A 25,021-nucleotide genomic window follows, 5' to 3' on the forward strand; every position below is an offset into this window, starting at 1 on the left:
TCACGTGAACACGGTGAGTGAAGACGGGAGGTGGTGGCTGGTGTGTGTCACCACGGTGACGAGCGGGCTTCGGCGGGGTTCCGGGCCGGCTGGTGTGTGCTCACCCGTACGCGCCGCGGCGGTGGCGACGGGCCGCCGGTATGGGTGGGGAGCGTGCCGCTCGTCCGATCCGTCCCGCCGGTCCGGCGGGGTTCACGCCGTGGCTCGTCCCGGCCGGTCGCGCGTCGCGCCGCACGCCGCCGCGGGCTTCCCCCGTCACATCCGCGCGACCGATAAATCACTCTGCGTGCTCCACGACGGAACGCACGGCGACCGGACGGGGGATCCGGCATGACGGCTGAACGGGTGCGGCGTACCGGACCTGTGGCCGATGCCCGCCGTCCGAGCGCCCGGCTGGCCGCCGCCCTGACTGTCGTACCCCTGCTCCGGCTGGCGGTGGTGCGCTACGCCGTACCGCCGGGGTGTCCGGACCGGACGGCGTGCGACGGCTGCGGCGCCCCGATCGGGCTGGGCCGGCCGCTGCCGGCGCTCGGCCCCGCCGCCCGCTGCCCGGCCTGCCGGGCCCGGGTCGGCGCGGCGCCCGCGGTGGTGGAGGTGGCGTTGCTGCTCGCGGTGGCCGTGCCGGTGTTCGCCGGCGGCGCGCCCGCCGCGCGGCTGGCGCTGGCGTGGTGGCTGGTCTGGGCGGTGCCGATGACGATCGTGGACGCGATGGCGCACCGCCTGCCCGACCGGCTCACCTGGCCGTCCGCCGCCGGCGTGTGGGCGCTGCTCGGGGTGGCCGCGCTGACCGGCCCGGGCGTCGACCCGCTGGTACGCGCCGTCCTGGCCGCCCTGGTGCTCGGCGGCGGCTTCGCCGCGACCACGCTGCTGTTCGGGCGGCGCGGATTCGGTCTCGGCGACGCCAAGCTGGCGCTCGGCGCGGGCGCGCTGCTCGGCTGGTACGGCTGGCCGGTGCTGGTGGCCGGGCTGGTGCTCGCGCTCCTGCTCGCCGGGTCGGCCGGGGTGGCGCTGCTCGCCGCCCGGCGGGTCCGCTGGTCCGGGCACCTGCCGTTCGGTCCGTTCCTGGTGCTCGGCACCGCCGCCACGCTGGTACTCGTCACCGTGTGATCGGCCACCCGCAGGTGCGGGCGGGTTCGCCACGGGTACCGGAGTCCCAGCCACCTCCCAGCCGGGTCTGGTTCGGTGGCGGTCCAGGCTTCGGACTCGGGAGGGCACGTGCCGCACGGCGACGACGGTTGGCGGATCCGGCGCACGAGCGCGGACCTGGACCGGCTGGGCGAGACCGAGTCCGTCTTCGCGCTCGCCAACGGCTGGGTGGGCTGGCGCGGGACGCTCGACGAGGGCGAGCCCTGCGGCATGCCCGGCAGCTACCTCAACGGGTTCCACGAGCAGCACGAGCTGACCTACCCGGAGAGCGGATACGGGTTCCCGGAACGCAGCGACACCGTGATCAGCGCGCCGAACGCCGCCCTGATCCGGCTCTGGGTCGACGACGAGCCGCTGGACCTGGGCACCGGCACGGTCCGGCGGCACCACCAGGAGCTGGACCTGCGCGCCGGGGTGGTCCGGCGGGAGACCGAGTGGGTCTCGCCGGGTGGCCGGGGTGTGCGGATCCGCAGCACCCGCCTGGTCTCGCTGACCCGCCGTCCGGTCGCCGCCGTCGACTGGGCTGTCGAACCGCTGGACGAGCCGGTCCGGCTGCGGGTCGGCGCCGACCTGCTCGCCAACCAGCGGGTGCCGGAACGCGCCGACGACCCTCGGGCCGCCTCGGTGATCCACGACCCGCTCACCGGCGAGATCCGCCGCGACGACGGTCTCGACGGGGTGCTCGTGCACCGGACCGGGCGCAGCGGCCAGCGGGTCGCCGTCGCCGTCGCGCACCGGGTCGAGGCGCCCGACGAGATCGCCACCGCCACCGAACTGACCGCCGACCGGTTCCGGCTGGCGCTGTCCGGTCCGGTACGCCCCGGCGAGCGGATCCGGGTCACCCGGTTCGCCGCGTACGAGTGCGCCGACGTCGACGGCACCCCGGCCGGTGAGCTGGCCGACCTGGTCGTCGCGGAGGCGGACACGGCCCGGGACGACGGGTTCGACGCCCTGCTCGCCGAGCAGCGCACCTCGCTCGACGCGGCGTGGGCCACCGCCGACGTCGAGCTGGACGGCGACCCGGAGCTGCAACTCGCGGTCCGGTTCTCGGTGTTCCACCTGCTCCAGTCCGGCCGCGCAGACGGCGACCGGACCATCCCGGCGAAGGGGCTGACCGGAAACGGCTACGACGGCCACGTGCTCTGGGACACCGAGGGCTACGTGTTGCCGGTGCTGACGTACCTGGCGCCGGAACTGGCCCGCTCGGCGCTGCGCTGGCGGCACGCCCACCTCCCCGAGGCTCGCGAGCGGGCGGCCGAGCTGCGCCTGACCGGTGCCACCTACCCGTGGCGGACGCTCAGCGGCCGGGAGTGCTCCGGCTACTGGCCGGCCGGCAGTGCGGGCCTGCACGTCAACGCCGACATCGCCGACGCGGTGCTGCGGTACGTGGCGGCCACCGGCGACACCGCGTTCCTCGCCGAGTGCGGTGCCGAGGTGCTGATCGAGACCGCCCGGCTGTGGCACGGCTACGGCCACTTCGACGACGGCGGCGCGTTCCACCTGACCGGCGTCACCGGCCCGGACGAGTACTCCGCGCTCGTCGACGACAACGTCTTCACCAACCTGATGGCCCGGCGCAACCTGCGCGGTGCCGCCGACGCCGCCGAGGGCTGCCCGGAGGTGGCCGCGCGGCTCGGCGTCGACGCCGCCGAGGTGGCCGGCTGGCGGGCCGCCGCCGACGCCATGTTCGTCCCGTACGACGGCAAGCGCGGCGTGCACGAGCAGTCGGCCGGGTTCACCGCGCAGCCGGAGTGGGACTTCGCCGGCACCGGCGAGGACGACTACCCGCTGCTGCTGCACTTCCCCTACCAGGAGCTGTACCGCAAGCAGGTGGTCAAGCAGGCAGACCTGGTGCTGGCCATGCTGCGCTGCCCGGGGGAGTTCACCGCCGAGGAGAAGACGCGCAACGTCGCCTACTACGAGGCCCGGACCGTCCGGGACTCGTCGCTGTCGGCGTCCGCGCAGGCGATCCTCGCCGCCGAGGTCGGGCACCTCGACCTGGCGTACGACCTGTTCGCCGAGACGGCGTTCCAGGATCTCGCCGACCTGGGCGACAAGACCGCCGACGGGCTGCACCTGGCGTCCCTGGCCGGCGCCTGGCTGGTGGTGGCGCAGGGCTTCGGCGGGCTGCGCGACGACCGGGGCGTGCTCGCGTTCGAGCCGCGGCTACCCCGACCGATCACCCGGCTGGCGTTCCACCTGCGCCGGCACGGGCACCGGCTGCGGGTCACGCTCACGCCGCAGGAGGCCCGCTACGAGCTGCCGGACGCCGGGCCGGGCGACGCGGTGGAGCTGTGGCACCACGGCGAACAGCTCCGCGTCACCGGTGACGGGCCGGTCACCCGGCCGATGCCGCCGGTGCCCGACCCCGGTCCCGAGCCGCAGGCTCCGCCCGGCCGCCGTCCGGAACGGCGCGCTCAGGAGGCGGCCGGCGGCGGCGACTGAGCCGGCAGGCCGGACATCCGGGCGACTACTTCCTCCAGCGCCTCGAACGCGTACGCCCAGTTGTGGCACTTGAAGCTGCGCAGCCCGGTGATCGGGGTGCGGCAGTCGGCACAGTGGACACCGGCGATCGCGTCCGGCACCTCGGTGTTCACGTACTTGCGCTCGCCGAGGATCACCCGCGCGATCATCGTGTGGTCGTGCACGCCGTGCAGCGCGGACGCGACGATGTCGTACCAGGTGACCCGCCGCCCGCACTTCGGGCAGTCCGGCTCGTCGCCGCTGACCCACAGCGGCGCGCCGATGCTGCGCGCCGGCATGTTCAGCAGCTTCTCCAGCCGCCGCACGTCCGCCTCCGGGGTGGTCCACCGGTGCCGCCCGGGCAGTGACGCGGGCGAGTCGTAGACGGCGCGGAACACCGCCGGCTCGACCTCCACTGTCTCCCGTTCACCTGTCATCGGAACCTCCTCGCGCCGGCGTGTCCCACCGTCGTACCAGGTGGAGACCGGGATCGGCTGGACCGTCGACACGACGGGTCAGCGGTGTGTCGCGCAGAGTGCTAGACATCGAGGCGTGACGGAGGCTGAGAACCGACCCAATGTCGCCCGGATGTACGACTACTACCTCGGCGGCTGCCACAACTTCGCCGCCGACCGGGCCGCCGCCGAGGAGATCCTGAAGATCTTCCCGGATACCGGCGTCGCCGCGCAGAGCAACCGCGCGTTCCTGCGCCGGGTCGTGCGCTGGGCGGCCGAGCAGGGCGTACGCCAGTTCCTCGACATCGGCGCCGGCCTGCCCACTCAGGGCAACGTGCACGAGGTGGTCCGCGCGGTCCGCCCCGACGCCCGGGTGGTCTACGTCGACCACGACGAGGTCGCCGTCGCGTACGCCCGGCGGTTGCTGCCCACCGACGGCCGCACCGTCGTGCTCCAGGGCGACCTGCGGCGTCCCGGCGAGCTGCTGGCCGACCCGACGCTGCGGGACACCATCGACCTGAGCGAGCCGGTGGCGGTGCTGCTGCTCGCGGTGCTGCACTTCGTGCCGGACGCCGACGACCCGTACGCGGCGGTGGCGACGCTGCGCGACGCCACAGTGCCGGGCAGCGTGCTCGCGCTGTCCCACCTCACCCTGGACGGCCTGCCGGCGCTGCCCACCGAGCAGGGCACCGCGATCTACCGCCGAAGCAGTTCCCCGCTCGTGCCCCGCACCCGCGACGAGGTGGCCCGCTTCCTGGACGGCTACGAGCTGGTCGAGCCGGGCCTGGTCAAGGTGGCGGACTGGCGGCCCGACGGCGAGCCGCAGGCCGCGGTGTCGCACGGCTACGGCGGGGTCGGCGTCCGCCGCTGAGGTGCGGTCAGTCCAGGCCGTCGTGCGCGGCCCAGAGCGCGGCGGCGCGGTCGGCCGCCGCCGCCACGAGCGCGGCCAGTTCCGGCCGGTCCGGCACCCGGAACGACACGTACGCGCCGCGTCCACCCGCTGTGGGCCGGCCGTACGCCTTCGCGGCGAGACGCCCGTCCGGCAGCAGCCTGACGTTGAGCGTGGTCAGCGTGAACTCCTCGCCGCGCCGGGTGTCGGTCCAGCGCAACTCCTCCGGCACTGTGACGTTGATGGCGAGGGCGCTGACGTCGGGGTAGGCGGCGCTGCTCATCGCCCGATCGTCGCACGATCGCCTGCTCAGCGGCGCAGCGTCGTCTCGCGGGTCATGTGGGACAGCTTCTCCGGGTTGCGCACCGCGTAGAGGCCGCTGATCCGGCCGTCGTCGAGGCGTACCGCGACGACGGTGTCCAGCTCACCGTCGAGGCGTACCAGCAGCGCCGGGTAGCCGTTGACCTGCACCGGTTCCATCGATGCCACGGCGGCGACCCGGCGCCAGCCGCCCGCGAGCAGGCGGGCCACCTTGTCGCCGCCGGTGACCGGCCGGGTGATCGCCTGCTTGATCCCGCCACCGTCGCCCACCAGCACCGCGTCCGCGGCAAGGACGCGGAGCAGCCCGTCCAGGTCGCCGGTCTCGACCGCCCGCCGGAACGCGTCCAGGGCGTCGCGGGCCTCGGCCGCCGGGACGGTACGCCGGGGGCGGCGCGCCGCGACGTGGGCCCGCGCCCGGTGCGCGATCTGCCGCACGGCGACCGGAGTGCGTTCGACCGTCTCGGCGATCTCGTCGTAGCCGACGTCGAACACCTCCCGCAGCACGAACACGGCCCGCTCGGTCGGCGTGAGCGTCTCCAGCACCAGCAGCATCGCCATCGACACGCTCTCGGCAAGCGTCACGTCGTCGGCGACGTCGGGCGCGGTGAGCAGTGGCTCGGGCAGCCAGGAGCCGACGTACGACTCCTTGCGCCGGCCCAGCGTGCGCAGCCGGGACAGCGCCTGCCGGGTGGCGATCCGGACCAGGTAGGCGCGCCGGTCCCGGATCTCGTCGAGGTCGACGCCGGCCCAGCGCAGCCAGGTCTCCTGCACCACGTCCTCCGCGTCGGCGGCCGAGCCGAGCATCTCGTACGCGACGGTGAAGAGCAGGTTCCGGTGCGCGAGGAAGTCCTCGGTGGCCGGGTCCGCCATGACTGACTCCTTCGCCGCTCGGGTCCGTTCCCCACCAGACGCCGCCCGCCGCCGCCGTGTGACATCGGGTCGCTGTGGCGGTCCTCACCCGGCGTCGCCGTCACGCCGGACGCGTCCCCGGCATCTCGTGGTCGTCAGACACCACCCCAGCAGAGAGGGCGCCACCATGCAGACCCGATTCAACCTGTTCGAGAACCCGGTCTCGGCGACGTTCATGAAGCGCTTCGCCGGCGCGGGCCTGGTGATCCACCAGTCGTCGCTGCCCCGCACCGTCCAGGAGTTGGTGTCGCTGCGGGCCAGCCAGATCAACGGCTGCGGCTGGTGCATCGACATGCACACCAAGGAGGCGGTGGCCGGGGGTGAGAGCGCGGTCCGGCTGAACCTGGTCGCCGCCTGGCGTGAGTCGACGGTGTTCACCGAGGCCGAGTGCGCGGCGCTGGCGTTCGCCGAGGAGGGCACCCGGCTCGCCGACGCCCACCAGGGCGTGTCCGACGAGACGTGGGAGCAGGTGCGCAAGCACTACGACGACGACCAGATCGCCGCGCTGGTGTGTCTGCTCGGGCTGATCAACGCGGCGAACCGGTTCGCGGTGCTCGTGCACCAGCGCGGCGGCTCGTACGAGCCGGGCATGTTCGCGGCGGCGATGAGCTGAGCACGGGCGTCATCGCAGGTTCCAGAAGAACGACCGGACGTCGTCGACGAACAGCTCCGGCACCTCCAGCGCGGCGAAGTGACCACCCCGGTCGAACTCGCTCCACTGCCGGATCGTGTACGTCAGTTCGGCGATCGGCCGCACGGACCGGGTGATGTCGTGCGCGAACACGGCTACTCCGAGCGGGGGCGGGCAGGGCGCGGGCGGGCCACCGAACGCGCTCTCCCGCACCAGCCGCGCGGACGAGGCGGCAGTGCCGGTGAACCAGTGGACCGAGACGTCGGTGAGGATGCGGTCCACGCTGACGACCGATGCCGGGTCGGTCCACTCGGTGAACTTCTCCGCGATCCACGCGAGCTGCCCGACGGGTGAGTCGTTTAGTGCGTACGACACGGTCTGCGGCCGGCTGGCGTACAGCACCTGATGGGGGTGCCGCTGCGTCTTGAGCCGCATGATCCGGGCCAGCCGGTCGCGGTCCTCGCCTGACAGTGCGGCCTCCCCGGTCCAGCCCGGTGGCGGGGGCGTGGGCAGGTAGTTGAGGTGTACGCCGACGACGTGCTCCGGGTCGATGCCGCCGAGCCGGGTGGAGATGACCGACCCCCAGTCGCCGCCCTGCGCGCCGTACCTTCGGTAGCCGAGCCGGTGCATCAGCTCGGCCCAGGCGCGGGCGACGCGGTCGACGTCCCAGCCGCGTTCCCGGGTCGGCCCGGAGAAGCCGAACCCGGGGATCGACGGTACGACCAGGTGGAACTGTTCGGACAGCGGGCCGAGCACGTCGAGGAACTCCACGACCGAGCCGGGCCAGCCGTGCGTGAGGATCAGCGGCAGCGCGTCCGGGTCGGCGGAGCGTACGTGCAGGAAGTGGATGTTCTGCCCGTCGATGGTGGTGGTGAACTGCGGGTACCGGTTCAGCTCGGCCTCGGCCGCCCGCCAGTCGTACGCGGTGCGCCAGTGCTCGGCCAGCTCGCGTACCCGGGTCAGCGGGATGCCGTAGTCCCACCCGGCGTCCGGTAGCTCGTCGGGCCAGCGGGTGCGGTCCAGGCGGTCGGCCAGGTCGTCGAGGTCGGCCTGCGGGACGTGGATACGGAACGGCTCGATCACTGTCGTGCTCCGATCGTTGGTGGCACTAACGTTGGTGCGACGAACGATAGCGCAGATCGTTGGGGGCGCCAACGTCTCCGGTTAGACTGGGCACGTGGACAACCCGGAGCCGGACCTCGTACCGACCCGCCTGGCCGGCCTGCCGAGCTGGCTCATCACCCAGACCGCCGTACGCGCCGGGCGGCTGGTGAGCGACGGGCTCGCGGCGGTCGACGCCCGGGGCTACCACTTCCGGCTGCTCGCCACGCTCGACGAGTTCGGGCCGGCCAGCCAGGCGACGCTCGGCCGGCGCAGCGGCATCCACGTCAGTGACGTGGTGGCCGCACTCAACGAACTCGCCGAGCGGGAGTTCGTCACCCGCAGCCCGGATCCCGCCGACCGGCGGCGCAACGTCGTCACCATCACCGCAGCCGGGCGGCGGCAGTTGCGGCGGCTGGAGAAGCGACTCGCCGCTGTGCAGGACGAGCTGCTCGCGCCGCTGTCGCCGGACGAGCGCGCGGACCTGACCCGGCTGCTCGCGCGGGTGGTGGCCCACCACACCCGCCCGCCCGCCTGACGGCTGCCCTCCGGCACCGTCCTCATTCACCGCCTACCATTATCGTTCTCGATAGTGATAACGTCTGCGGCGTGACGATGTCGATGGAGCGGTGGGCGGAGACCGCGCTGCACCCGGTGCGGATCCGCATCCTGCGCGCGGCCGCCGGTGCCCGGGTGACCACGCACGACCTGGTCGAGCTGCTGCCCGACGTCCCGCAGGCCACCCTCTACCGGCACCTGGCGACGCTCGTGAAGACCGGGATGCTCGACGTGGTGCAGGAGCGCAAGGTCCGCGGCGCCGTCGAGCGGGTGTACGCGCTGCCCGCGCACGGCGCGGCGCTGGACCCCGCCGGCCTGGCGACGGCGACGCCGGAGGACCACGCGCGCTACTTCACCGCGTTCGTGTCGAGTCTGTTGTCCGAGTTCTCCCGCTACCTCGCCCGGGAGTCCGTCGACTTCGTCGCCGACGGCGTCGGATACCAGCAGCTCGTCCTGCACCTGACCGACGCCGAGCTGCACGAGTTCGCGGCCGGGCTCAACGCGCTGGTCGGCCCGTTGCTCGCCCGAGGCCCCGGCGACGGACGGATCCCCCGGCTGCTGGCCACCGTCCTGATGCCCGCCGAGCGCCCGGCGACCCCCGGCGACACGCACACGCACACGTCAGCGCACCACTCCGACACGACGAAGGGCGACGACTGATGGCCTCGGTAACGCTTGACCGCGACGTGATCGACATCCGGTTCACCGGATGGGAACGGATGTGGGTCGGGCGGGAGCGGTTCACGCTGCGCCTGTCCGCCGTGCGGTACGCCGCCCCGGTGGACGAGCCGATCCGGCTGGCCCGTGGCGCCCGGCACGGGTACACGGTGTCCGGCTTCGCCAAGGTCGGCATCTGGGGCATCTTCGGCGGTCCCCGGCAGCTCGTGGCGGCCCGGCGCGGTCAGCCCGGCCTGCACCTGGTGCTGGACCGCGCGGCGGCCGGCGGGGAGTTCGACGAGGTCGTCGTCTCCGACCCGGCCGCATCGCACCTGGCCGAGACCATCGGGCGTGCGACGGGGAGCCGGCCATGACCGGTGACCGGCTGGCGATCGAGGCGTCGGGCCTGACCAAGCGCTACGGCGGCGTCACCGCCGTCCGCGACCTGACCTTCACCGTGCGACCCGGCGCGGTCACCGGCTTCCTCGGCCCGAACGGCGCCGGCAAGACCACCACGATGCGCATGCTGACCGGACTGGTGACGCCCACCAGCGGCACCGCCACGATCGGCGGGCAGCCGTACGGCCGGCTGGCCCAGCCGTCACGGACCGTCGGCGCGGTGTTCGACGGCAACGCGTTCCACCCCGGCCACACCGCCCGTGACCACCTGGGTGTCTACGCCGCGATGGCCGGCTGCCCGGACCGCCGAGTCGCGGAACTGCTGGACCTGCTCGGCCTCGCCGACGCCGCCGACCGTCGTACCCGTGGGTTCTCCACCGGTATGCGCCAACGGCTCAGCCTCGCCACGGCGCTGCTCGGCGACCCCCGCGTCCTGCTGCTCGACGAGCCGTCGAACGGCCTGGACCCGGAAGGCATGTCGTGGCTGCGCGGCCTGCTGCGCCGGCTCGCCGACGAGGGCCGCACCGTGCTGGTCTCCAGCCACGTCCTGCACGAGGTCCAGCAGGTGGTCGACGACGTGGTGGTGATCCGGCGCGGCGAACTCGTCGCCGCCGGGCCGTGGTCCCGGCTCACCGGCCCGCCGACGGTGCTCGTCACCTCGCCGGACACCACCGACCTGGCCGCCGCCCTGACGGCGGGCGCCGGGTCCGTCGAACCGGCCGGGCCCGGCCGACTGCGGGTACGCGGACTGGATGCGCCGCGCGTCGCCGACCTCGCCGCGGACCACCGGCTGCGGATCCACGAGCTGCTCACCGAGACCACAAGCCTCGAACAGCTCTTCCTCGACCTGACCACCGACCCGGCGGAGGCCCGATGAACCTGCTCAGAGCGGAACTACGCCGGGTGCTGGCGACCCGGATGTGTACCGGGCTGCTGCTCACCGCCGTCGCGCTCGGCGGCGGCCTGGTCGGGCTGATGGCGCTCGTCGGACCGGAGAACTTCGACCCGCCGATGCCCGGCCTGCACACCGAGGAGGGCCTGCGGTCCATCCTCGGCATCCTCGGTTTCACCGCCTTCGTGCCGGCCGCCGCCGGGGCCCTCGCGGCGACGTCCGAGTACCGGCACGGCACCGCCGCCGTCACGTTCATGTTCGCGCCGCGCCGAGGGCGGGTGCTCGCCGCCAGACTCGCCACCCACGCGATCGTCGGCCTCGGCTACGGCATCGCCCTGGCCGGCTCCGCCGCGGTGGCCCTGTTCACAGTCGCCGCCGCGCGTGGCGTGTCGCTGGGCCTGCCCGCCCCCACAGTGCTGGCGCTGCTCGCCCGCATCGGCGTCGCGATGGCGGTGTACCTGCTCGTCGGCACCGGCGTGGGTGCGCTGCTCCGCAACCAGGTCGCTGCCGTGTGCGTCGTGGTCGGTTACCTGTACCTGGCCGAGCCCGTCCTGATGATGATCCCCGGCGTCAACGCGCTCTACCCGCTCCTGCCCGGCGGAGCCACCGCCGCGCTCACCGACTTCACGTACGTCGCCGACGCGATGTCCGCGCAGCTCGGAAGCGACGCCGTCGCGCTCCTGCCACCGGCGGCCGGCGCCTTGCTGCTGACCGGGTACGCGCTCGCCGCCGCCGCGCTCGCCGTGGTCGTCCCGATGCGCCGCGACATCACCTGAGTGTCGCCGTTTCGTCGCCGTCCGGCGTATCAGGGCTGGCGCCGGCCGAAGACGATTCGTACTCTGGTCATCCGACGTCCGGGGTCGACGATGGGGGAGGGTCGACGCTGCATGGACCCGGTCCTCGCCGGTCTGCCGACCGACCGCGTCGTCGCCCTGCCCGGCGCGGACGCCGACGCGGTCGCCATGGCGATCGCCCACGGCCACGCGGAGCTGGCCGCCGTCGTGCACCGCCCGGTCTCGGCGTGCACCATGCCCGCGGACTTCGTGCACGCCGTGCTGGACCGGCTCGAACGGGTCGCCGTCGAGTTGCTGCCGGCCTGGCTGCCCGAGGCCGCGCACGACGTCCGCCCGGACACCTCCGGACTCGCCGCCGTACGGGCCGCGGCCGCCGCGCGCTCGCGCCGTGACCGCTACCCCGGTGCGTTCCTGTCCGACCTGGCTGTCTTCGCGGTGACCGGGCGACGGTCCGGCGCCACGACGCTCCCGCTGCGCGCCCAGGCCGCCGCGTTGGCGCGTCTCGTCGCCGACGCATTCGGCAGACGGAAAGTGGTGCTGCTCGCCGAGCCGGTCCACGGTGACGGCGCGGTGACGGCGGCCGGGGCCGCGTGGCTCGTGCAGCACGGTGGCCCGGCGGTCTGGCTGGCCGGAGCCGGTGCGGCCGGGCTGGACGGACTTCCGGCATTCCGCGTCGCACCGCCGGCCGCGCCCGTCGGCCAGGTACCGGTGGCGGGCCGGCCGCACCCGGGCAGCGACGCCGAGAAGAGGCTGGAGGCGGCGCTCGCGGCCCAGAGCTGGGCGGCCGGACGGCGATGGAACCAGAGCTACCAGTCGCACCGCCTGGCCGCCCCGGTGCGGCTGGATCTACTGTGGCCGGACGAGCGGTGCGTGGTGGAGATCGACGGCCCGGAGCACTGCCGCCCGGTCCGCTTCGAGGCCGACCGGCAACGTGACGTCCAGCTGCAACTGGACGGCTACGCCGTCCTGCGCTTCACCAACGCCCGAGTAATCCACGACGTCGGCACCGTGGTCACGCAGATCGGCACCTATCTGCGGGCACGTCGCCGAGACCTGGCGGAAGGACTGCACCATGGCCGGCGATGACCTGACCGCATCCGAGAGCGCGATCCTCGTCGTGCTCATGGCCGAGGCGCGGGAGGTGCTGAACACCGAACTCCGCGACCGTTACGGGCTGGACGTACGCAAGCCGCAGCGCGACAAGCTCACCCGCCTGCACTACGTCGCCAGCCGCAAGAGCGGCTCGACGTACGCCCTGCAACTGGACGACAAGGGCTGGGTACGGATGCAGAGCGACCTGGACTTCACGCTGCGGGGAGCGAGCGCGCTCGGCGCCGCGCTCACCGCGGTGCAGGCGCACCTGCGCGATCGTGTCCTGGCGCGCAGCGGCTGTGCGACGCTCGCCGAACTCTTCGCGCTCACCGACGTGCGCGCGCCCGCCGCCGCGCCGGCCGGGTCGCTGGAGGCGCGTGTCGTCGCCGCGTACCGGGCGCTCGCCGACGAGCCCGGCGCCTGGGTGAGCCTGCGGCGCCTGCGACCGTTCTTCGCCGACGTGCCCCGCGACGACCTGGACGAGGCGCTGCGGCAGCTCAGCCGGTCCGAGGGCGTCACCATCGCGCCGGAGTCGAACCAGAAGACGCTCACCGAGGCGGACACCGCTGCCGCGCTCCGCCTCGGCGGGCAGGAGAACCACCTGCTGGCGATCGGCGTGTGATGAACGAGGCGGAACGGAACGCGCTGGCCGCCCTGCGGTTCGACTGGGCGCCGGTGCCCGACGACGTGTGGCGGCCGTTGCCCTTCCACGTCGAGGGACTGCACGTCCCGGTCCTCCGGGACGTGCTCGCCGGGGTGGACGAGGCCGCGGCGAACCCGCACGGCAGCCCGCTCGGCCTGGTCGTCCAGGGTCAGCGCGGCTCCGGCAAGACCCACCTGCTGGGTGTGATCCGCCAGCAGGTGCAGGAGCGTGACGGCTACTTCTTCCTGGTCGGTCTGCTCGACGCCGGCGGCTTCTGGGACGGCGTGCTCGCCGCGATGCTCGACGGCTTGTCCCGGCCGGTGCCCGGCAGCCGCGAGACGCAGCTCAAACTGCTGCTGCGGCGCCTGTCCGCCCTGGTCGGGGCACCCCGGACGGCGCGCCGGGCCGTCATGGGCGACACCGAACTGACCAAGGCGGCGCTCGACGCCTTCCTCGACGGGCTCGGGGACTTCGACAGGCACGCGGCCCGCACCTGCCAGGAGACGGCACGCGCGCTGGCGCTCAGCGCCTCCGAGGACATCTCCCACCGCGACATCGCAGAGAACTACTTCCTCTCCGGCGAGGAGGTGGCCGCCGGGGAACGCGCGGCCTGGGGCATGCGCCGCGTTCCGCGCCCGGCCCAGCAGATCGTGCAGGACCTGTCCTGGCTGCTCGCCCTCACCGGCCCGTCGGTGGTGGCGATCGACCAGATCGACACGCTCATCGCCCAATTGGCGATCCAGAGCGATCCCGCCCTCGCCGGTGCCGCCGCCATGAGCCCGGAGCAGGCGCTGATGCTGGCCCGGATGGCGGACGGCCTGATGGCGCTGCGGCAGACGACCCGGCGCACGCTCACCGTCCTGGCCTGCATCCCGAACTCGTGGACCATCATCAAGTCCACCGCCGCCGACACCGTCGCGGACCGGTTCCGGGAGACGCCGCCGCTGCGCCGCATCGACGACGCCGACGTGGCCCGGGCGATCATCGAGAAGCGGTTCACCCTCCGCTACCGGGAGGCGGGGTTCGTCCCGCCGTACCCGTCGTGGCCGGTGTCACCGCGCGCCTTCGCCGAGGCCGGTGCGTTCACCCCGCGTCAGCTGCTCATCGAGATCGACAAGCACATCCGCGAATGCCTCGCCGACGACGAGGTCCGGGAGATGACGAGCCTCGACGAGCCGCCCATCGCGGAACCCCGGGCTCCCCGGCCCGCCCCGGTGACCGCCACCGGCGAGGAGATGGACCGCTACGACGCCCGGTTCGCCGAGCTGCGGGAGGCCGCCGACGTCACCGGCCCGCTGCGTCGCGCATCCGAGGACGGGGCCATGCCGCCACTGCTCGCCGCCGGGCTCACCGCCTGGATCCTGGAGCGGGGCGACGCGGGCGAGGCGTTCAGCGTCGACCCGCCGCCGAGCACCGACCCGCCGCTGCACGCCCGGCTGCGGCTCACGCTCGACGAGCGCACCGAGGACCAGGTGCACTGGTGTTTCCGGGCGATCGGCGACGACCACCACGGCAACGCCGCGCTCGCCCGGCTCCGCAAGGCGAGCGTGGCCGCCGCCCTGGACACCGGATCGGGGCGACGGAAGCTGTTCCTGCTGCGCAACCGTGCCTGGTCGACCAGCGCGGCCACCAGCAAGGCGGTCGGGGCGTTCACCGCGGCGGGCGGCCAGACGCTCGGCGTCGACGAGGAGGACCTGCGAGTCCTCTCCGCGCTGCGGGTCATGCTCGCCGAGGCCACCATGGACCTGCAGGGCTGGCTGGCCGAGCGCCGGCCGACCCGGGAGCTGAAGTTCCTCCAGCACGCCCTGGCCGACGTGGACCGCTGGACCACCGACGCCGGACCGCCGCCGGAGCCCGACGAGCCGTCGCCGGCCGCCGCCGCTGCCACCGGCCCGGCCGATCCCTCGTTCGTCGTCGGGCACCGGTACGACGACGGGGAACCGGTGCCGCTGGCGCTGGAGGCGCTGCGCAAGCACACCACGATCTTCGCCGGGTCCGGCTCCGGCAAGACGGTCCTCATCCGCCGCATCGTCGAGGAGTGCGCGCTGGCGGGCGTATCGGCCATCGTGCTCGACCCGAACAACGACCTCGCCCGCCTCGGCGAGGGATGGCCCGAGCCGCCCGCGCAGTGGCGGCCGGGTGACGCGGACCGGGCCCGGGACTACCTCGCGCACACCGACGTCGTCGTCTGGACGCCGCGCCGCAACTCGGGCCGCCCGCTGAGCTTCCAGCCGCTGCCCGACTTCACCGGCGTACGCGACGACCCGGACGAGTTCGCCGAGGCCGTCGAGGCGGCCGTCGCGTCGCTCGCGCCACGCGCCATGGTGACCGGCCGGGCCACCCGGGCGCACCTCGGGCTGGCCGTGCTGCGCAAGGCCGTCGAGCACTACGGCCGGCGCGGCGGCTCCCGGTTGCAGGGCCTCGTCGACACGCTCGCCGACCTGCCGGACGGGATCATCGACCTGGACGACGCCGACAAGATCGGCCTCAGCCTGGCGCAGACCCTCACCGCCGCCATGGTGAACGACCCGCTGTTCGGCGGCGAGGGCACGCCGATGGATCCCGGCGTGCTCCTCACCCCCGCACCCGGCAAGCGGGCCCGCGTCTCCGTGGTCAGCCTGGTGGGCCTGCCGTCCGACGACGTACGGCAGAGCTTCGTCAACCAGCTGCAGATGGCGTTGTTCGCCTGGATCAAGAAGAATCCGGCCGGGGACCGGCCGCTGCTCGGGCTGCTCATCATGGACGAGGCGCAGACGTTCGCCCCGTCCGGCGCGATGACCGCGTGCACCCAGAGCACACTGGCGCTGGCCGCCCAGGCCCGTAAGTACGGCCTCGGTCTGATCTTCGCCACCCAGGCGCCGAAGGGCCTGCACAACCGCATCCCGGGCAATGCGGCGACCCAGCTCTACGGCCTGATGAACAGCCCGATCCAGATCGAGGCGGCCCGGGAGATGGCCCGCGCGAAGGGCGGCGACGTGCCGGATATCTCCCGCCTCACCGTGGGCGAGTTCTACCTCGCCGCCGAGGGCGCCGCGCCCCGCAAGATCCGCACCCCGCTGTCGCTCACCCACCATCCGCGCAGCCCGCTCACCGTCGAGGAGGTGCTGGACCGGGCGCGCGGCGGTCAGGGGCGCAGCACGTAGCGCCCGCGTACCCCGCCCTCGGCCATCGCCCGGTGCGCGTCCGCCGCCCGGTCCAGCGGCAGCACCGCGTGCACCCGGGCCGGCAGTTCACCGGCCGCGGTGCGGGCGAGCAGGTCGGCGAGGCGTACCCCGTCGGTGCGGGTCTCGATCACGCGGACGGTGACGCCGCGCTCGGCGGCCGGCTGCGCGTTGGGCCGCACCCCGACGAACACGCCGCCGTCGCGGACCAGGGTGAGTGCTCGCTCCTGCCACGCGGCGGTGTCGGCGACCGCGTCCCAGCCCGGTTCGGCGGCGGTGGTGAAGCCGGCGCCGAGGCTGCGGACGAACTTCTCGTCCCCGGCCCGCGCCAGGCCGGTCACCCGCCATCCCCGGGCTGCGGCGAGCGCGAGGACGTAGCCGCCCACCGCGCCGGCCGCCCCGGTGACCAGCAGCCGGCCACCGGCGGGCGGCTCGCCGAGCGAATCGACGACCTGCGCCGCGGCGAGGCCGTTGAGCGGCACTGTCGCCGCCGCCACCAGGTCCAGATCATCGGGTACGACGGCGAGGCCGGCCTTGGGCACGACGAGCTGCTCGGCGTACGTGCCGTAGTCGCGGTCGAATCCGACCACCAGACCGGCGACAGGGGCGCCGGCGGTCAGGTCCACGCCCGGGCCGACGGCGTCGACGGTGCCGGCGAAGTCCCAGCCCAGGCCGGTGTGGTGCGGCTGGTCGATCAGTCCCAGCGAGTGGAAGAAGCCGCCCGCCACCCCGAGGTCGACGGGGTTGACCGCCGCCGCCGCGACCGCCACCCGGACCTCGCCGGGCCCCGGCTCGCGCTCCGGAACGTCGATGATCTCGATCGCGTCGGGTCCGCCCGGATTGCGGACGACGGCGGCGCGGAAGGTACGCGTACCCATGATGGTGTCTCCTTGTTCGTGAGGGATGCCCTGCTCCACGATGGAGGGGTAACTTTCCTTCGGGAAGTACGCACTTCGGAGTGCGTTGGGTACCCCCGGGTGGGAGGCGCGGACGATGCCGACGCAGACGGCGGCGCAGAAGCGGGCGCAGGCGCGGGAGGAGTACGACGCGTTCCTCGCCGGCTGCCCGAGCCGGCAACTCCTGGACCGGATCTCCGACAAGTGGGTGGCGCTGATCCTGGCCGCGCTCGGCCGCGACGGCCCGGACCGCAACGCGGAGCCGCGGGCCATGCGCTACTCCGAGTTGTCCCGCCGCCTGGCCGGGGTCAGCCAGAAGATGCTCACCCAGACGTTGCGCTCACTGGAGCGCGACGGCCTGGTCACCCGCACCGTGACGCCGAGCGTGCCGGTGACTGTCACCTACGAGCTGACCGACCTGGGCCTGTCGCTGCATCGGCTGACGTACGGCATCAAGGTGTGGGCCGAGGCGCACATGGACGAGGTGCACGCCAACCGCGAGCGGTACGACGCCGCCGTCGATCGCTGACCGGTCGCGCCGGGATTCTCCGAAACTTTCGGTACTCGTCTCGGTTCTCTTTGCGCTTCGCTCTCACTGCTGTCCATGGGCTCCCGCGCTGATCAGCCGGTCGAGTCCATGTTCGCGTTGACATCGACATTGACCGATCGTGCCGTCGCGGATATCTTCCCAGGGAAGTTACCGGTACATCTTCGAAAAGTTTCAGGGCAGTGACGCGGGGGTGGGCACACCGCCGGCTCCCATCCGCGTCCAGCCGGGCATCGCCAGCGCATCATCGTCCGATATGCAGAGGAGTGTCATGAAACATCTACCCAGGCGCAGCCACCGCATGGTGCTGGCCGCCGTTACCAGCGCGCTGGCACTCGCCGGTGCCGCGCTCGTGGTGCCCAGCCTGGCCCAGGCAGCGGCGAGCACGCTCGGTGCCGCCGCGGCACAGTCGGGCCGTTACTTCGGCACCGCCATCGCGGCGAACCGGCTGGGCGACTCCACGTACAGCACCATCGCGGCGCGTGAGTTCAACATGATCACCGCTGAGAACGAGATGAAGCCGGAAGCGCTCCAGCCCAACCGGGGCCAGTTCAACTTCAACTCCGGTGACCAGATCTACAACTGGGCGACCCAGCGTGGCCTGAAGGTCCGTGGCCACACGCTGGCGTGGCACGCGCAGCAGCCGGGTTGGATGCAGAGCCTGAGCGGTAGCAACCTGCGTCAGGCGATGATCGATCACATCAACGGTGTGATGGCCCACTACCGGGGCAAGCTCGCGGCGTGGGACGTGGTGAACGAGGCGTTCAACGAGGACGGCAGCCGTCGTCAGTCGAATCTGCAGGGCACCGGTAACGACTGGATCGAGGTGGCGTTCCGCACGGCGCGGGCGGCCGACCCGTCGGTGAAGCTCTGCTACAACGACTACAACATCGAGAACTGGTCGTACGGCAAGACGCAGGGCGTCTACAACATGATCCGGGACTTCAAGTCCCGGGGTGTGCCGATCGACTGCGTGGGTCTGCAGACCCACTTCACCGGTGGTAGCTCGCTGCCGGGCAACTTCCAGACCACGCTGCAGAACTTCGCCGCGCTGGGGGTGGACGTGGCGCTGACCGAGGTCGACGTGACGAACTCCTCGACCAGCCAGTACGCGGGTCTGACCCAGGCGTGCATCAACGTGCCGCGCTGCATCGGCATCACCGTGTGGGGCGTGCGTGACAGCGACTCGTGGCGCTCGAACGAGAGCCCGCTGCTGTTCGACGGCGGAGGCAACAAGAAGGCCGCGTACAACTCGGTCCTCAACGTCCTCAACTCCGCGTCGCCCAACCCCACGCCGACCGCGACCGTGTCGCCGACCGCCGGACCGACCGGCGGGCCGACCACGCCGCCGCCGACCACCGGCGCGAGCCGGATCGTCGGCAACCAGTCCGGCCGATGCATCGACGTACCGAACTCCTCGCAGAGCAACGGCACCCGGGTGCAGCTCTACGACTGCCACGGCCAGACCAACCAGCGGTGGACCTACACCTCCAGCCGGCAGCTGACCGTGTACGGCTCGATGTGCCTGGACGCCGCCGGCTCCGGCAACGGCTCGGCCGTCCAGATCTACAGCTGCAACGGGCAGACGAACCAGCAGTGGAACGTCAACTCCAACGGCACCATCACCGGAGTCCAGTCGGGCCGCTGCCTCGACGTCTGGGGCACCGGTAACGGCCAGCAGGTGCAGATCTACGACTGCAACGGCCAGGCCAACCAGCGGTTCCAGCTCGTCGCGACGAGCTGACCTCCTCGTACGGAAGGCGCGCGACGGACGGGCCCGGTATTGACGCGAACACCGGGTCCGCCCGTCGCGCCTCTGAGCACTAGGCTGGATCGGAGTGTGTGAGGCGGCCGCGCGCGGGGGAGCGGAGACGGCAATGGTCATCGTGGTCTTCGACGCCGACCGGGAGTGGTACATCCAGGGGCGCGTCTACGCGAACATCGTCGAGTCGGTGCCGGCCGGGATGCTCCAGGACGACGACCTGGAGCTGCACATGTGGCCCGCCCGGGCGATGGGCCTGCTGAGGTTGCCGAGCATGGAACCGGATCGAGCCGAGCGAATCGCGGTAGCGCTCGTCGAGGGCGTGAACCGCCGGCTGCGGACGATCGACCAGAGCGACACCGAGATGGTCACGTTCTACGAAGGCCTGCGAGAGATCGCCGCCCGGCACGCCTGATTCGTGCCCGCCGGGTCAAGGGACAAGCAACTCCGAGCGGTACTCGGCGGCCAGCGCGGCGGTCCGGTTCCGGCGCTCGGCCTGCTCCTCGTCGGTGAGGTCCGGTGGCGTCGCGGTGGGACCGTCGACCTTGTCGCCGACGCGCAGGAAGTACTCGTCCTGCCCGGCCGGCGTGCACATGCAGAGCAGCCGCGCGGGCTGGTCGAACGAGTTGCGGAAACGCCGGGCGGAAACCGCACGTCGATCAGGCAGTACCGGCCGGCCGTCTGCTCGCCGGTGACCAGGATCGTGTAGGTGCCGCCCGCGATGGCGAGGTGCGGGAGGGCGGGGTCGTCGGGGCGGGCGTGGACGAGGGTCCGGGTCGGATCGTCGGACGGGATCGCACCGCTGGCCATCGGCTCTCTCCTCGCTCGTCGGTCTGCGGATCGATCCCCCTCCTAGCAATCCGGCAAGCCGCTAAACCTGGCGCTCTCGGCTGCGATCGTCAGGATCCGCCGCGGCGTGCGAGTCGGTCAGGTTCCGCTCGGCGGCCTCGCCCTTCTCAAGCTCTGCCATCGATCGGCGCAGTGCGGCAGCGTTGCTCGGGTCGCGAAGGAGGTACTCGGTTTCCCTCGACTCGCCTTGCGCCGGCGGCACGATCATCACAGACTCCTGGCCGGATCGAGTCATCGTTTCCTCCGCGTCATCGTGACGCGGAGGAGTCAGTGTTCCGTACTCCTGGCGTCGGTAGAGCCGTTTCCCGCGTCCAGCCGAGAAAAACGGCGGTGCAGCACTACAGCTCACCTCTAGCCCTGCGCGCCACCAGTTCCAACACGGCGATCACTGTGCCGGCACCCACGATCTCACCCTCGGACACGAGTCGCCGCGCCTCCTCCAGCGGAATCCAAGCGACCCGCTCGGTCTCGTTGACGTCCACCGGTGCGCCGATGTGCTCCGCCTCGCGGGCAAGGAACAGCAAGTTCTCCGCGTCCGCGGTCGCCACCCACGGCTGGAACGACAGCAATGGTTCTACTGCCTCGGGACGCCACCCGGTCTCCTCCTCGACCTCCCGGACTGCGCACCTTGCCGGATCCTCGCCCTCGTCGACGTAGCCGCCGGGCAGCTCCCACACCCACCGGTCGAAGACAAACCGGTGCCGTCGCATCAGAAGCAGGCGCTCCTGGCCGTCGAGTACAGCAACCATGGCCGATCTGGGCGCCCGGATCACGTACTGCTCGAAGCGGATCCCGTCTGGAAGCTCCACGTCCGCGATGCTCAACCGGGAGCGCCGGCTGCCGTCGACAACCCGCTCACCATGAATCGTCCACCGCGTCGACCTGTCAGTCAGTTCCTCCGTCACCCGGCCAGTATTCGACCGGTGGCACCGGAACGCTGTCGAGCGGTGCCCTGCCGGCTCGACTCGGTCCCGACCGCCCCTTCCTCCGCGCCGGTGTACGAACCCTGCTGATCAGGCTGACAGGCGCGGCCAAGATCGCGGCCACGCCTCCAGGCGCATGACGATTCGCAGGAGGCTAGCCTCAAACGCGGCCTCCTCAAGCTCGCCTCCTCGGCGGCGGGACCACAACTCGCTCAGGTCATCTTCGATGGCACCCAGTTCGACGAGTCGGTCGGCGCAGTCGAGGCTTCTCTGATGCGCCTCGGCCGGGCTGCCGGAGTCGGTGGCCATCTTGTCGGTGACCACGGTCAGTGTGCAGCGTGCCTCGGCCGTGATGCCACGGCCGGCGGTCTCGACTGCCCGCAGGGTTCCTTCGGGCCCTCGAACGATCTCGACGAACAGGCCGAGCAACCGCGAATTGCGCACGAGCGGTCCGTCCGTCATCGCCTACCCTCCAGCTGTTCGGTCCGCTGCCGCTTCGGAGAGCACTCTGACACGGAGGCCGGGCTGGCGGTTGGTCCACTGCTGCACTTCGCTGCGGTACCGCCCCGGTAATGGCAACAGCGACCCCAGTCGGGGCCGCTGACCTGTGGGAGAGTGGGCCGCCAGGGACTCGAACCCTGAACCTATGGATTGCCGGCGAGCGGGCCGGGTCGGGTGCGGTGCGAGGTCATCCGGCTTGCTGACGCGTTTCTCGGCCTGGTTCGGCTGGCACGGTTGCTGTACTTCGCTGCTGTACTGCTGGCATCAGATCAGACGTTGGATGCGGACCTTGGGGCGCTCGTTCCTGAGGTGGCCTTGCTTGTGCTGGCGGACCTGCTCCTCCCAGACCTCCTGGTCGTAGTCCAGGTCTGGCGGGGTCCACTTGTGAGAGCCGTCGCTGTAGTGGAACTTCTCGTCCCCGGGCCGAAGGATGCTCATCGGGTCCAGCCGAGGAATCGGTGGTGCAGGTGGCCGGCGGGGACGTGGGCCAGGTCCTGGGCGGCGTCAACGAGCTGGGCGGCCAGGTAGAGAGCCATCGACACCGGGGCGCGGTCGTACTCGGCTCGCAGCTCGCGGCGCCGCGTCTGGCAGGGCCAGTCGGCACCGCAGCCGCCGCAGGTCCAAGCCGGTGTGACCGGGAGGTGAGTCCTCATCTCCGCAGCTCCTTCGCCGCCTCCTGGTTCGTTGGGCGGGCGTCTTGCCGGTCGTTCTCAGAAGGCCAGTGGCCTCGATTGATCGGGATCCGATGCGTTGTACGACAGGGCAGCTCGCTTCCGCATCGGCAGACCCTCCGCCATCGCACCCATGACCAGACCGGCCGGTGCCGCCTGGCCAGAGTGAGCGCGACGGCGATCAGGTACTCCTCGTACGAGACACGAGGCATCGGGCCTCCCCTCGGCTCTCGATCAAGGTTGCGGGTGCCCCCGCAGACCGGCTCACAGCGTGACGCTGCAGCTCACATCACCGTAACGACGTAGGACTGTAGATACAATAAGATGTAGAGCTGTTGGACACGTAGCGTCACTTTCGTGATCGACCCGAGTGCGGATCGCGCCGTGTTCCGGCAGCTCGCAGACCTCCTGCGAGACCGGATCACATCTGGCGACCTCGCGCCCGGGGCCTCACTGCCCAGCGAGCTGCGGTTGGCTCAGGAGTATGGGCTGAGCCGCACCAGCGTCCGACAAGCGGTAGCACTGCTCCGGTCGGAAGGGCTCGTAATCGTGGAACCGCCGCGCGGGACGTTCGTCCGGGCCGTCGAGCCGACCGAAACGGTGGCTCTCCTCAAGGGCGACACCGCCGCTGCTCGGATGCCTACCCCTGTCGAGCGGCGCGAGCTGGAGATGGGCGAGGGCATCCCGGTCATCGTGATCTTCCGCGCCGATGGCTCCCGCGAGCTATACGCCGCCGACCGCATCCGCGTCGGCCGCTGACGCAACCTCGGCGAACCCCGGCGGGCGGATGTGGTCTCGAGCTGTCGGCCGCTGCCATCCGGTGGCAACCCGCGTCGGCGAGCAGGTAGCGATCGTCGCCGGCTCACGTCCGAGGTCGACGCGCATCGAGGCTCGTACTGCTTTCTTGCTGCCTCGCCGCTGCCCGACGCCCGAGATCTACGAACTTCACGGATCACCGCACTACTACCCCATGCGGTCCAGCATAGGCGCGAGCCTCAACACCTCGCATTTCATCTTCTCACCTGCTTCTTCCAACGAGATTCGCCCTCTTGAAATCAGAATCGCCCCAGCAGCGGGTATCCCCCTCAAATCTAGGGCGATATAGAGGCCAATAGTCTCATCGATGGGGTCGAAGAACGGGTCGAACATGAACCACTCCATCCGCTCATGCGAAGCAGGGTCCATCAGGGAAAAGTACCGAACCATACCCTTTCGCTCTGAGACATGGCCGGAGTAGGTCAGTCGCGTGCTAACGAAATCCTTATCGGTAGGGTCATATTCGCGAATGGATAGCCTGTCAATCAGCGGCGAGTATGAGACCCTCATCCTTCGCTCAATTATTCTGCCAGTGCCTCTGGTGCTGCTCGTGTAGGACCACCACAGACCCAGGTACTTCCTCCTCCCCGGCATGCGCGTGTACTTGACGAAGATGTATCCCTGTCGCGCCATCAGCGGGGCCAGGCCGACAAGAAAGCCGGCAAGCACCTCAGGCCAGTTGACTGCCCCCATGAACCCTCCATCGAGACGACGGAACGCTACGTGTGCACGACCCAAGGTAGCGATGAGGGGCAACGAGTCACGAGGACGGTTGGGGCCAAGCGGCAGCCAAACCGAAGATCGTTGCCCGTCTCCAGCAGCAGGCGACATCTCGCTTACAAGCTCTGTGCACTGCATCCGCGCACGTCCGGGAGCGGCCGCACGCTCGGAGCCTCGTCCATGCCAGCGCTCGTCAGCGTGCCGCCGTCCGGCGGCGTTGCTGTCAGCGTTGCTGTCGACAGCTGTTCCGCCCGCGACCCAGGTCGACCCCTGCTGGTGGAAGGGCCGCTCTCATGCAGGTGGGCATCCGTGCGCAGCGGCGAGCTGCTCCTCAGGTGGCTTTTGCAGTCTCCCGCCGTTCGCTCACCGGCTCTTCATCGCCGCCCTGGTCCTGGCTGCGCTTCACCAGCCGATCCAACTCCCACATGGCGCGCACCCGGGCCGGCGTCTGCCACCATCGACCGTCGAGGATCATCGCAATCTGTTTCGACAGGTCATGAATCAGGCGCGCCTTGTCGTGGCGGGTACGGGCCGACAGCATGACTCCCTGCACGGTACTGATGTACGACATAACCAGCTTCATCCCCGGGCCGAGGAAGGTGCCGGCATGCCGGTCCATGGAGTCAACGAGCACCTGCGCCTGGTCGCGCAGCCGCTCGTATTGGCGTTTCCGCTCGGCGAGCAGACTGTCTCTCGCCTCCCCAGTGGCGTCTTTCGGCATGTCGATGCAGAGGAATGCGGCGGGCAGAGCAACACCCGTGATGGCGGCCGACAGTTCACGTCGGGAGCGGAGGGCCCCCAGAATCCGTTCCTTACGGGCTTCGAGACGTGGTTTCGCCGCATACTCGACGGCAAGCGTGACCAGGAGCGCGGTCACGGCGGATGTGGCGACGGTGTCCCAGTTGATCGACGGCATTTGAGGAGTGTGCCGGTCGGTGGCGCTTCCATGACTGCGACACACCTGCACGAGACCGCTGCTCCCTGCGGGGCACGTCGTACGAGTCATCAGCTCTGAAGCGCCGCCCGGGCACGCCCCATCTGCGCAACTTCGGGAGAATGGCCACATGATTGCTGGCACGTGGCCAGGGACTCGAACCCTGAACTCCTCCGGAGGTTGCACTGAGCCATTTTCATGGTGACGGCGCAGGTCACGGGCGGTGTGGGAGGCCGGTGTCCAGGTAGGACGAGGCTCCCGGTAAGACAGCAATCGACCAAGATCAGATGC

29 protein-coding genes are annotated in these 25,021 nt (G+C 71.5%); 16 read left to right on the forward strand and 13 right to left on the reverse strand.

Features of this window, described 5'->3' with window-relative positions:
* Positions 1-330: 330 nt before the first annotated feature.
* The gene (locus NMK34_RS01240; protein WP_318331868.1) at positions 331-1,107 is read left to right on the forward strand and encodes an A24 family peptidase; all 777 of its coding nucleotides are present in this window, start codon (positions 331-333) and stop codon (positions 1,105-1,107) included.
* Positions 1,108-1,215: 108 nt separating this feature from the next.
* On the forward strand, positions 1,216-3,591 hold the full coding sequence (locus tag NMK34_RS01245) for a glycoside hydrolase family 65 protein (protein ID WP_318331869.1): 2,376 nt from the start codon (positions 1,216-1,218) through the stop codon (positions 3,589-3,591).
* Here NMK34_RS01245 and NMK34_RS01250 read toward each other — a convergent pair.
* The gene (locus NMK34_RS01250) at positions 3,564-4,046 is read right to left on the reverse strand and encodes a hypothetical protein (RefSeq protein ID WP_318331870.1); all 483 of its coding nucleotides are present in this window, start codon (positions 4,044-4,046) and stop codon (positions 3,564-3,566) included. The genes NMK34_RS01245 and NMK34_RS01250 overlap by 28 nt on opposite strands.
* A 115-nt stretch (positions 4,047-4,161) precedes the next feature.
* On the opposite strand from NMK34_RS01250, the gene NMK34_RS01255 reads away from it, so the two are divergent.
* A complete protein-coding gene (locus tag NMK34_RS01255) occupies positions 4,162-4,935 on the forward strand; it encodes an SAM-dependent methyltransferase (RefSeq protein WP_318331871.1) in 774 nt (257 codons plus the stop codon).
* A 7-nt stretch (positions 4,936-4,942) separates the two neighbouring features.
* Here NMK34_RS01255 and NMK34_RS01260 read toward each other — a convergent pair whose 3' ends face one another.
* Positions 4,943-5,236 carry a hypothetical protein gene (locus NMK34_RS01260; RefSeq protein ID WP_318331872.1) on the reverse strand — a complete coding sequence of 98 codons (294 nt, stop codon included), beginning with the start codon at positions 5,234-5,236 and terminating at the stop codon, positions 4,943-4,945.
* A 26-nt stretch (positions 5,237-5,262) separates the two neighbouring features.
* Positions 5,263-6,144, reverse strand: coding sequence for an RNA polymerase sigma-70 factor (locus NMK34_RS01265; RefSeq protein ID WP_318331873.1), 882 nt, complete (start codon positions 6,142-6,144; stop codon positions 5,263-5,265).
* A gap of 166 nt (positions 6,145-6,310) precedes the next feature.
* Between NMK34_RS01265 and NMK34_RS01270 the strand changes: the two genes are divergently transcribed.
* Positions 6,311-6,796, forward strand: a complete 486-nt coding sequence (locus NMK34_RS01270) for a carboxymuconolactone decarboxylase family protein (RefSeq protein ID WP_194802153.1) — start codon at positions 6,311-6,313, stop codon at positions 6,794-6,796.
* Between the two features lie 9 nt (positions 6,797-6,805).
* Here the strand turns inward: NMK34_RS01270 and NMK34_RS01275 are convergent, their stop codons facing one another.
* Positions 6,806-7,897 carry an epoxide hydrolase gene (locus NMK34_RS01275; RefSeq protein ID WP_318331874.1) on the reverse strand — a complete coding sequence of 364 codons (1,092 nt, stop codon included), beginning with the start codon at positions 7,895-7,897 and terminating at the stop codon, positions 6,806-6,808.
* A 94-nt stretch (positions 7,898-7,991) separates the two neighbouring features.
* On the opposite strand from NMK34_RS01275, the gene NMK34_RS01280 reads away from it, so the two are divergent.
* The 8 genes from NMK34_RS01280 to NMK34_RS01315 all read left to right on the forward strand — a co-directional run bounded on the left by NMK34_RS01280 (position 7,992) and on the right by NMK34_RS01315 (position 16,093).
* A complete protein-coding gene (locus NMK34_RS01280) occupies positions 7,992-8,453 on the forward strand; it encodes a MarR family transcriptional regulator (RefSeq protein WP_318331875.1) in 462 nt (153 codons plus the stop codon).
* 77 nt (positions 8,454-8,530) lie between these two features.
* A complete protein-coding gene (locus NMK34_RS01285) occupies positions 8,531-9,133 on the forward strand; it encodes a helix-turn-helix domain-containing protein (protein ID WP_318336245.1) in 603 nt (200 codons plus the stop codon).
* Entirely contained in the window at positions 9,133-9,504 is a 372-nt protein-coding gene (locus NMK34_RS01290) for a hypothetical protein (RefSeq protein WP_318331876.1), read from the forward strand. The genes NMK34_RS01285 and NMK34_RS01290 overlap by 1 nt, the downstream gene beginning before the upstream one ends.
* On the forward strand, positions 9,501-10,406 hold the full coding sequence (locus tag NMK34_RS01295; RefSeq protein ID WP_318331877.1) for an ABC transporter ATP-binding protein: 906 nt from the start codon (positions 9,501-9,503) through the stop codon (positions 10,404-10,406). Before NMK34_RS01290 ends, NMK34_RS01295 begins: the two co-directional genes overlap by 4 nt.
* On the forward strand, positions 10,403-11,197 hold the full coding sequence (locus tag NMK34_RS01300; RefSeq protein ID WP_318331878.1) for an ABC transporter permease: 795 nt from the start codon (positions 10,403-10,405) through the stop codon (positions 11,195-11,197). Before NMK34_RS01295 ends, NMK34_RS01300 begins: the two co-directional genes overlap by 4 nt.
* A 111-nt stretch (positions 11,198-11,308) precedes the next feature.
* Positions 11,309-12,301 carry an endonuclease domain-containing protein gene (locus NMK34_RS01305; protein WP_318331879.1) on the forward strand — a complete coding sequence of 331 codons (993 nt, stop codon included), beginning with the start codon at positions 11,309-11,311 and terminating at the stop codon, positions 12,299-12,301.
* Entirely contained in the window at positions 12,288-12,929 is a 642-nt protein-coding gene (locus tag NMK34_RS01310; RefSeq protein ID WP_194802146.1) for a hypothetical protein, read from the forward strand. The genes NMK34_RS01305 and NMK34_RS01310 overlap by 14 nt, the downstream gene beginning before the upstream one ends.
* Positions 12,929-16,093: an ATP-binding protein gene (locus NMK34_RS01315; protein WP_318331880.1), complete on the forward strand. Its 3,165-nt coding sequence runs from the start codon at positions 12,929-12,931 to the stop codon at positions 16,091-16,093. The genes NMK34_RS01310 and NMK34_RS01315 overlap by 1 nt, the downstream gene beginning before the upstream one ends.
* Here the strand turns inward: NMK34_RS01315 and NMK34_RS01320 are convergent.
* Positions 16,075-16,989, reverse strand: coding sequence for an NADP-dependent oxidoreductase (locus tag NMK34_RS01320; RefSeq protein ID WP_318331881.1), 915 nt, complete (start codon positions 16,987-16,989; stop codon positions 16,075-16,077). The two genes, NMK34_RS01315 and NMK34_RS01320, sit on opposite strands and share 19 nt — an antisense overlap.
* 115 nt (positions 16,990-17,104) lie before the next feature.
* Between NMK34_RS01320 and NMK34_RS01325 the strand changes: the two genes are divergently transcribed.
* From NMK34_RS01325 to NMK34_RS01335, 3 genes are all read left to right on the forward strand, one after another.
* Positions 17,105-17,536 carry a helix-turn-helix domain-containing protein gene (locus tag NMK34_RS01325; protein ID WP_318331882.1) on the forward strand — a complete coding sequence of 144 codons (432 nt, stop codon included), beginning with the start codon at positions 17,105-17,107 and terminating at the stop codon, positions 17,534-17,536.
* A gap of 289 nt (positions 17,537-17,825) precedes the next feature.
* Positions 17,826-19,298: an endo-1,4-beta-xylanase gene (locus tag NMK34_RS01330; protein ID WP_318331883.1), complete on the forward strand. Its 1,473-nt coding sequence runs from the start codon at positions 17,826-17,828 to the stop codon at positions 19,296-19,298.
* A gap of 133 nt (positions 19,299-19,431) precedes the next feature.
* A complete protein-coding gene (locus NMK34_RS01335) occupies positions 19,432-19,731 on the forward strand; it encodes a hypothetical protein (RefSeq protein WP_318331884.1) in 300 nt (99 codons plus the stop codon).
* 15 nt (positions 19,732-19,746) lie between these two features.
* Here NMK34_RS01335 and NMK34_RS01340 read toward each other — a convergent pair whose 3' ends face one another.
* The 6 genes from NMK34_RS01340 to NMK34_RS01365 all read right to left on the reverse strand — a co-directional run bounded on the left by NMK34_RS01340 (position 19,747) and on the right by NMK34_RS01365 (position 22,242).
* On the reverse strand, positions 19,747-19,911 hold the full coding sequence (locus NMK34_RS01340) for a hypothetical protein (protein WP_318331885.1): 165 nt from the start codon (positions 19,909-19,911) through the stop codon (positions 19,747-19,749).
* A gap of 276 nt (positions 19,912-20,187) precedes the next feature.
* Positions 20,188-20,373: a hypothetical protein gene (locus tag NMK34_RS01345; protein WP_318331886.1), complete on the reverse strand. Its 186-nt coding sequence runs from the start codon at positions 20,371-20,373 to the stop codon at positions 20,188-20,190.
* A gap of 130 nt (positions 20,374-20,503) precedes the next feature.
* Positions 20,504-21,070: an NUDIX hydrolase gene (locus NMK34_RS01350; RefSeq protein WP_318331887.1), complete on the reverse strand. Its 567-nt coding sequence runs from the start codon at positions 21,068-21,070 to the stop codon at positions 20,504-20,506.
* A 108-nt stretch (positions 21,071-21,178) separates the two neighbouring features.
* Entirely contained in the window at positions 21,179-21,550 is a 372-nt protein-coding gene (locus NMK34_RS01355) for a hypothetical protein (RefSeq protein WP_318331888.1), read from the reverse strand.
* A gap of 303 nt (positions 21,551-21,853) precedes the next feature.
* On the reverse strand, positions 21,854-22,027 hold the full coding sequence (locus tag NMK34_RS01360) for a hypothetical protein (protein WP_167796963.1): 174 nt from the start codon (positions 22,025-22,027) through the stop codon (positions 21,854-21,856).
* Entirely contained in the window at positions 22,024-22,242 is a 219-nt protein-coding gene (locus tag NMK34_RS01365) for a flavin reductase (RefSeq protein WP_318331889.1), read from the reverse strand. Before NMK34_RS01365 ends, NMK34_RS01360 begins: the two co-directional genes overlap by 4 nt.
* Before the next feature lie 375 nt (positions 22,243-22,617).
* Between NMK34_RS01365 and NMK34_RS01370 the strand changes: the two genes are divergently transcribed.
* Positions 22,618-23,019, forward strand: a complete 402-nt coding sequence (locus NMK34_RS01370) for a winged helix-turn-helix domain-containing protein (RefSeq protein ID WP_318331890.1) — start codon at positions 22,618-22,620, stop codon at positions 23,017-23,019.
* Between the two features lie 204 nt (positions 23,020-23,223).
* Here the strand turns inward: NMK34_RS01370 and NMK34_RS01375 are convergent, their stop codons facing one another.
* Complete coding sequence (locus NMK34_RS01375) at positions 23,224-23,769, reverse strand: hypothetical protein (protein WP_318331891.1); 546 nt, start codon at positions 23,767-23,769, stop codon at positions 23,224-23,226.
* 358 nt (positions 23,770-24,127) lie between these two features.
* Entirely contained in the window at positions 24,128-24,712 is a 585-nt protein-coding gene (locus NMK34_RS01380; protein ID WP_318331892.1) for a hypothetical protein, read from the reverse strand.
* Positions 24,713-25,021: the final 309 nt, after the last annotated feature.

Source organism: Micromonospora sp. BRA006-A, assembly GCF_033433935.1.
Taxonomy (GTDB): Bacteria; Actinomycetota; Actinomycetes; order Mycobacteriales; family Micromonosporaceae; genus Micromonospora; species Micromonospora aurantiaca.

What these genes read in the sequence shown, in the direction of transcription:
- NMK34_RS01360 (WP_167796963.1), bottom strand. Translation starts at nt 22,027, where the DNA reads ATGAGCATCCTTCGGCCCGGGGACGAGAAGTTCCACTACAGCGACGGC.
- NMK34_RS01295 (WP_318331877.1), top strand. Translation starts at nt 9,501, where the DNA reads ATGACCGGTGACCGGCTGGCGATCGAGGCGTCGGGCCTGACCAAGCGC.
- NMK34_RS01320 (WP_318331881.1), bottom strand. Translation starts at nt 16,989, where the DNA reads ATGGGTACGCGTACCTTCCGCGCCGCCGTCGTCCGCAATCCGGGCGGA.
- NMK34_RS01355 (WP_318331888.1), bottom strand. Translation starts at nt 21,550, where the DNA reads ATGACGGACGGACCGCTCGTGCGCAATTCGCGGTTGCTCGGCCTGTTC.
- NMK34_RS01240 (WP_318331868.1), top strand. Translation starts at nt 331, where the DNA reads ATGACGGCTGAACGGGTGCGGCGTACCGGACCTGTGGCCGATGCCCGC.
- NMK34_RS01335 (WP_318331884.1), top strand. Translation starts at nt 19,432, where the DNA reads ATGGTCATCGTGGTCTTCGACGCCGACCGGGAGTGGTACATCCAGGGG.
- NMK34_RS01325 (WP_318331882.1), top strand. Translation starts at nt 17,105, where the DNA reads ATGCCGACGCAGACGGCGGCGCAGAAGCGGGCGCAGGCGCGGGAGGAG.
- NMK34_RS01310 (WP_194802146.1), top strand. Translation starts at nt 12,288, where the DNA reads ATGGCCGGCGATGACCTGACCGCATCCGAGAGCGCGATCCTCGTCGTG.
- NMK34_RS01290 (WP_318331876.1), top strand. Translation starts at nt 9,133, where the DNA reads ATGGCCTCGGTAACGCTTGACCGCGACGTGATCGACATCCGGTTCACC.
- NMK34_RS01260 (WP_318331872.1), bottom strand. Translation starts at nt 5,236, where the DNA reads ATGAGCAGCGCCGCCTACCCCGACGTCAGCGCCCTCGCCATCAACGTC.
- NMK34_RS01340 (WP_318331885.1), bottom strand. Translation starts at nt 19,911, where the DNA reads ATGTGCACGCCGGCCGGGCAGGACGAGTACTTCCTGCGCGTCGGCGAC.
- NMK34_RS01345 (WP_318331886.1), bottom strand. Translation starts at nt 20,373, where the DNA reads ATGATCGTGCCGCCGGCGCAAGGCGAGTCGAGGGAAACCGAGTACCTC.
- NMK34_RS01380 (WP_318331892.1), bottom strand. Translation starts at nt 24,712, where the DNA reads ATGCCGTCGATCAACTGGGACACCGTCGCCACATCCGCCGTGACCGCG.
- NMK34_RS01285 (WP_318336245.1), top strand. Translation starts at nt 8,531, where the DNA reads ATGTCGATGGAGCGGTGGGCGGAGACCGCGCTGCACCCGGTGCGGATC.
- NMK34_RS01330 (WP_318331883.1), top strand. Translation starts at nt 17,826, where the DNA reads ATGAAACATCTACCCAGGCGCAGCCACCGCATGGTGCTGGCCGCCGTT.
- NMK34_RS01265 (WP_318331873.1), bottom strand. Translation starts at nt 6,144, where the DNA reads ATGGCGGACCCGGCCACCGAGGACTTCCTCGCGCACCGGAACCTGCTC.
- NMK34_RS01270 (WP_194802153.1), top strand. Translation starts at nt 6,311, where the DNA reads ATGCAGACCCGATTCAACCTGTTCGAGAACCCGGTCTCGGCGACGTTC.
- NMK34_RS01300 (WP_318331878.1), top strand. Translation starts at nt 10,403, where the DNA reads ATGAACCTGCTCAGAGCGGAACTACGCCGGGTGCTGGCGACCCGGATG.
- NMK34_RS01315 (WP_318331880.1), top strand. Translation starts at nt 12,929, where the DNA reads ATGAACGAGGCGGAACGGAACGCGCTGGCCGCCCTGCGGTTCGACTGG.
- NMK34_RS01250 (WP_318331870.1), bottom strand. Translation starts at nt 4,046, where the DNA reads ATGACAGGTGAACGGGAGACAGTGGAGGTCGAGCCGGCGGTGTTCCGC.
- NMK34_RS01375 (WP_318331891.1), bottom strand. Translation starts at nt 23,769, where the DNA reads ATGGGGGCAGTCAACTGGCCTGAGGTGCTTGCCGGCTTTCTTGTCGGC.
- NMK34_RS01365 (WP_318331889.1), bottom strand. Translation starts at nt 22,242, where the DNA reads ATGAGGACTCACCTCCCGGTCACACCGGCTTGGACCTGCGGCGGCTGC.
- NMK34_RS01305 (WP_318331879.1), top strand. Translation starts at nt 11,309, where the DNA reads ATGGACCCGGTCCTCGCCGGTCTGCCGACCGACCGCGTCGTCGCCCTG.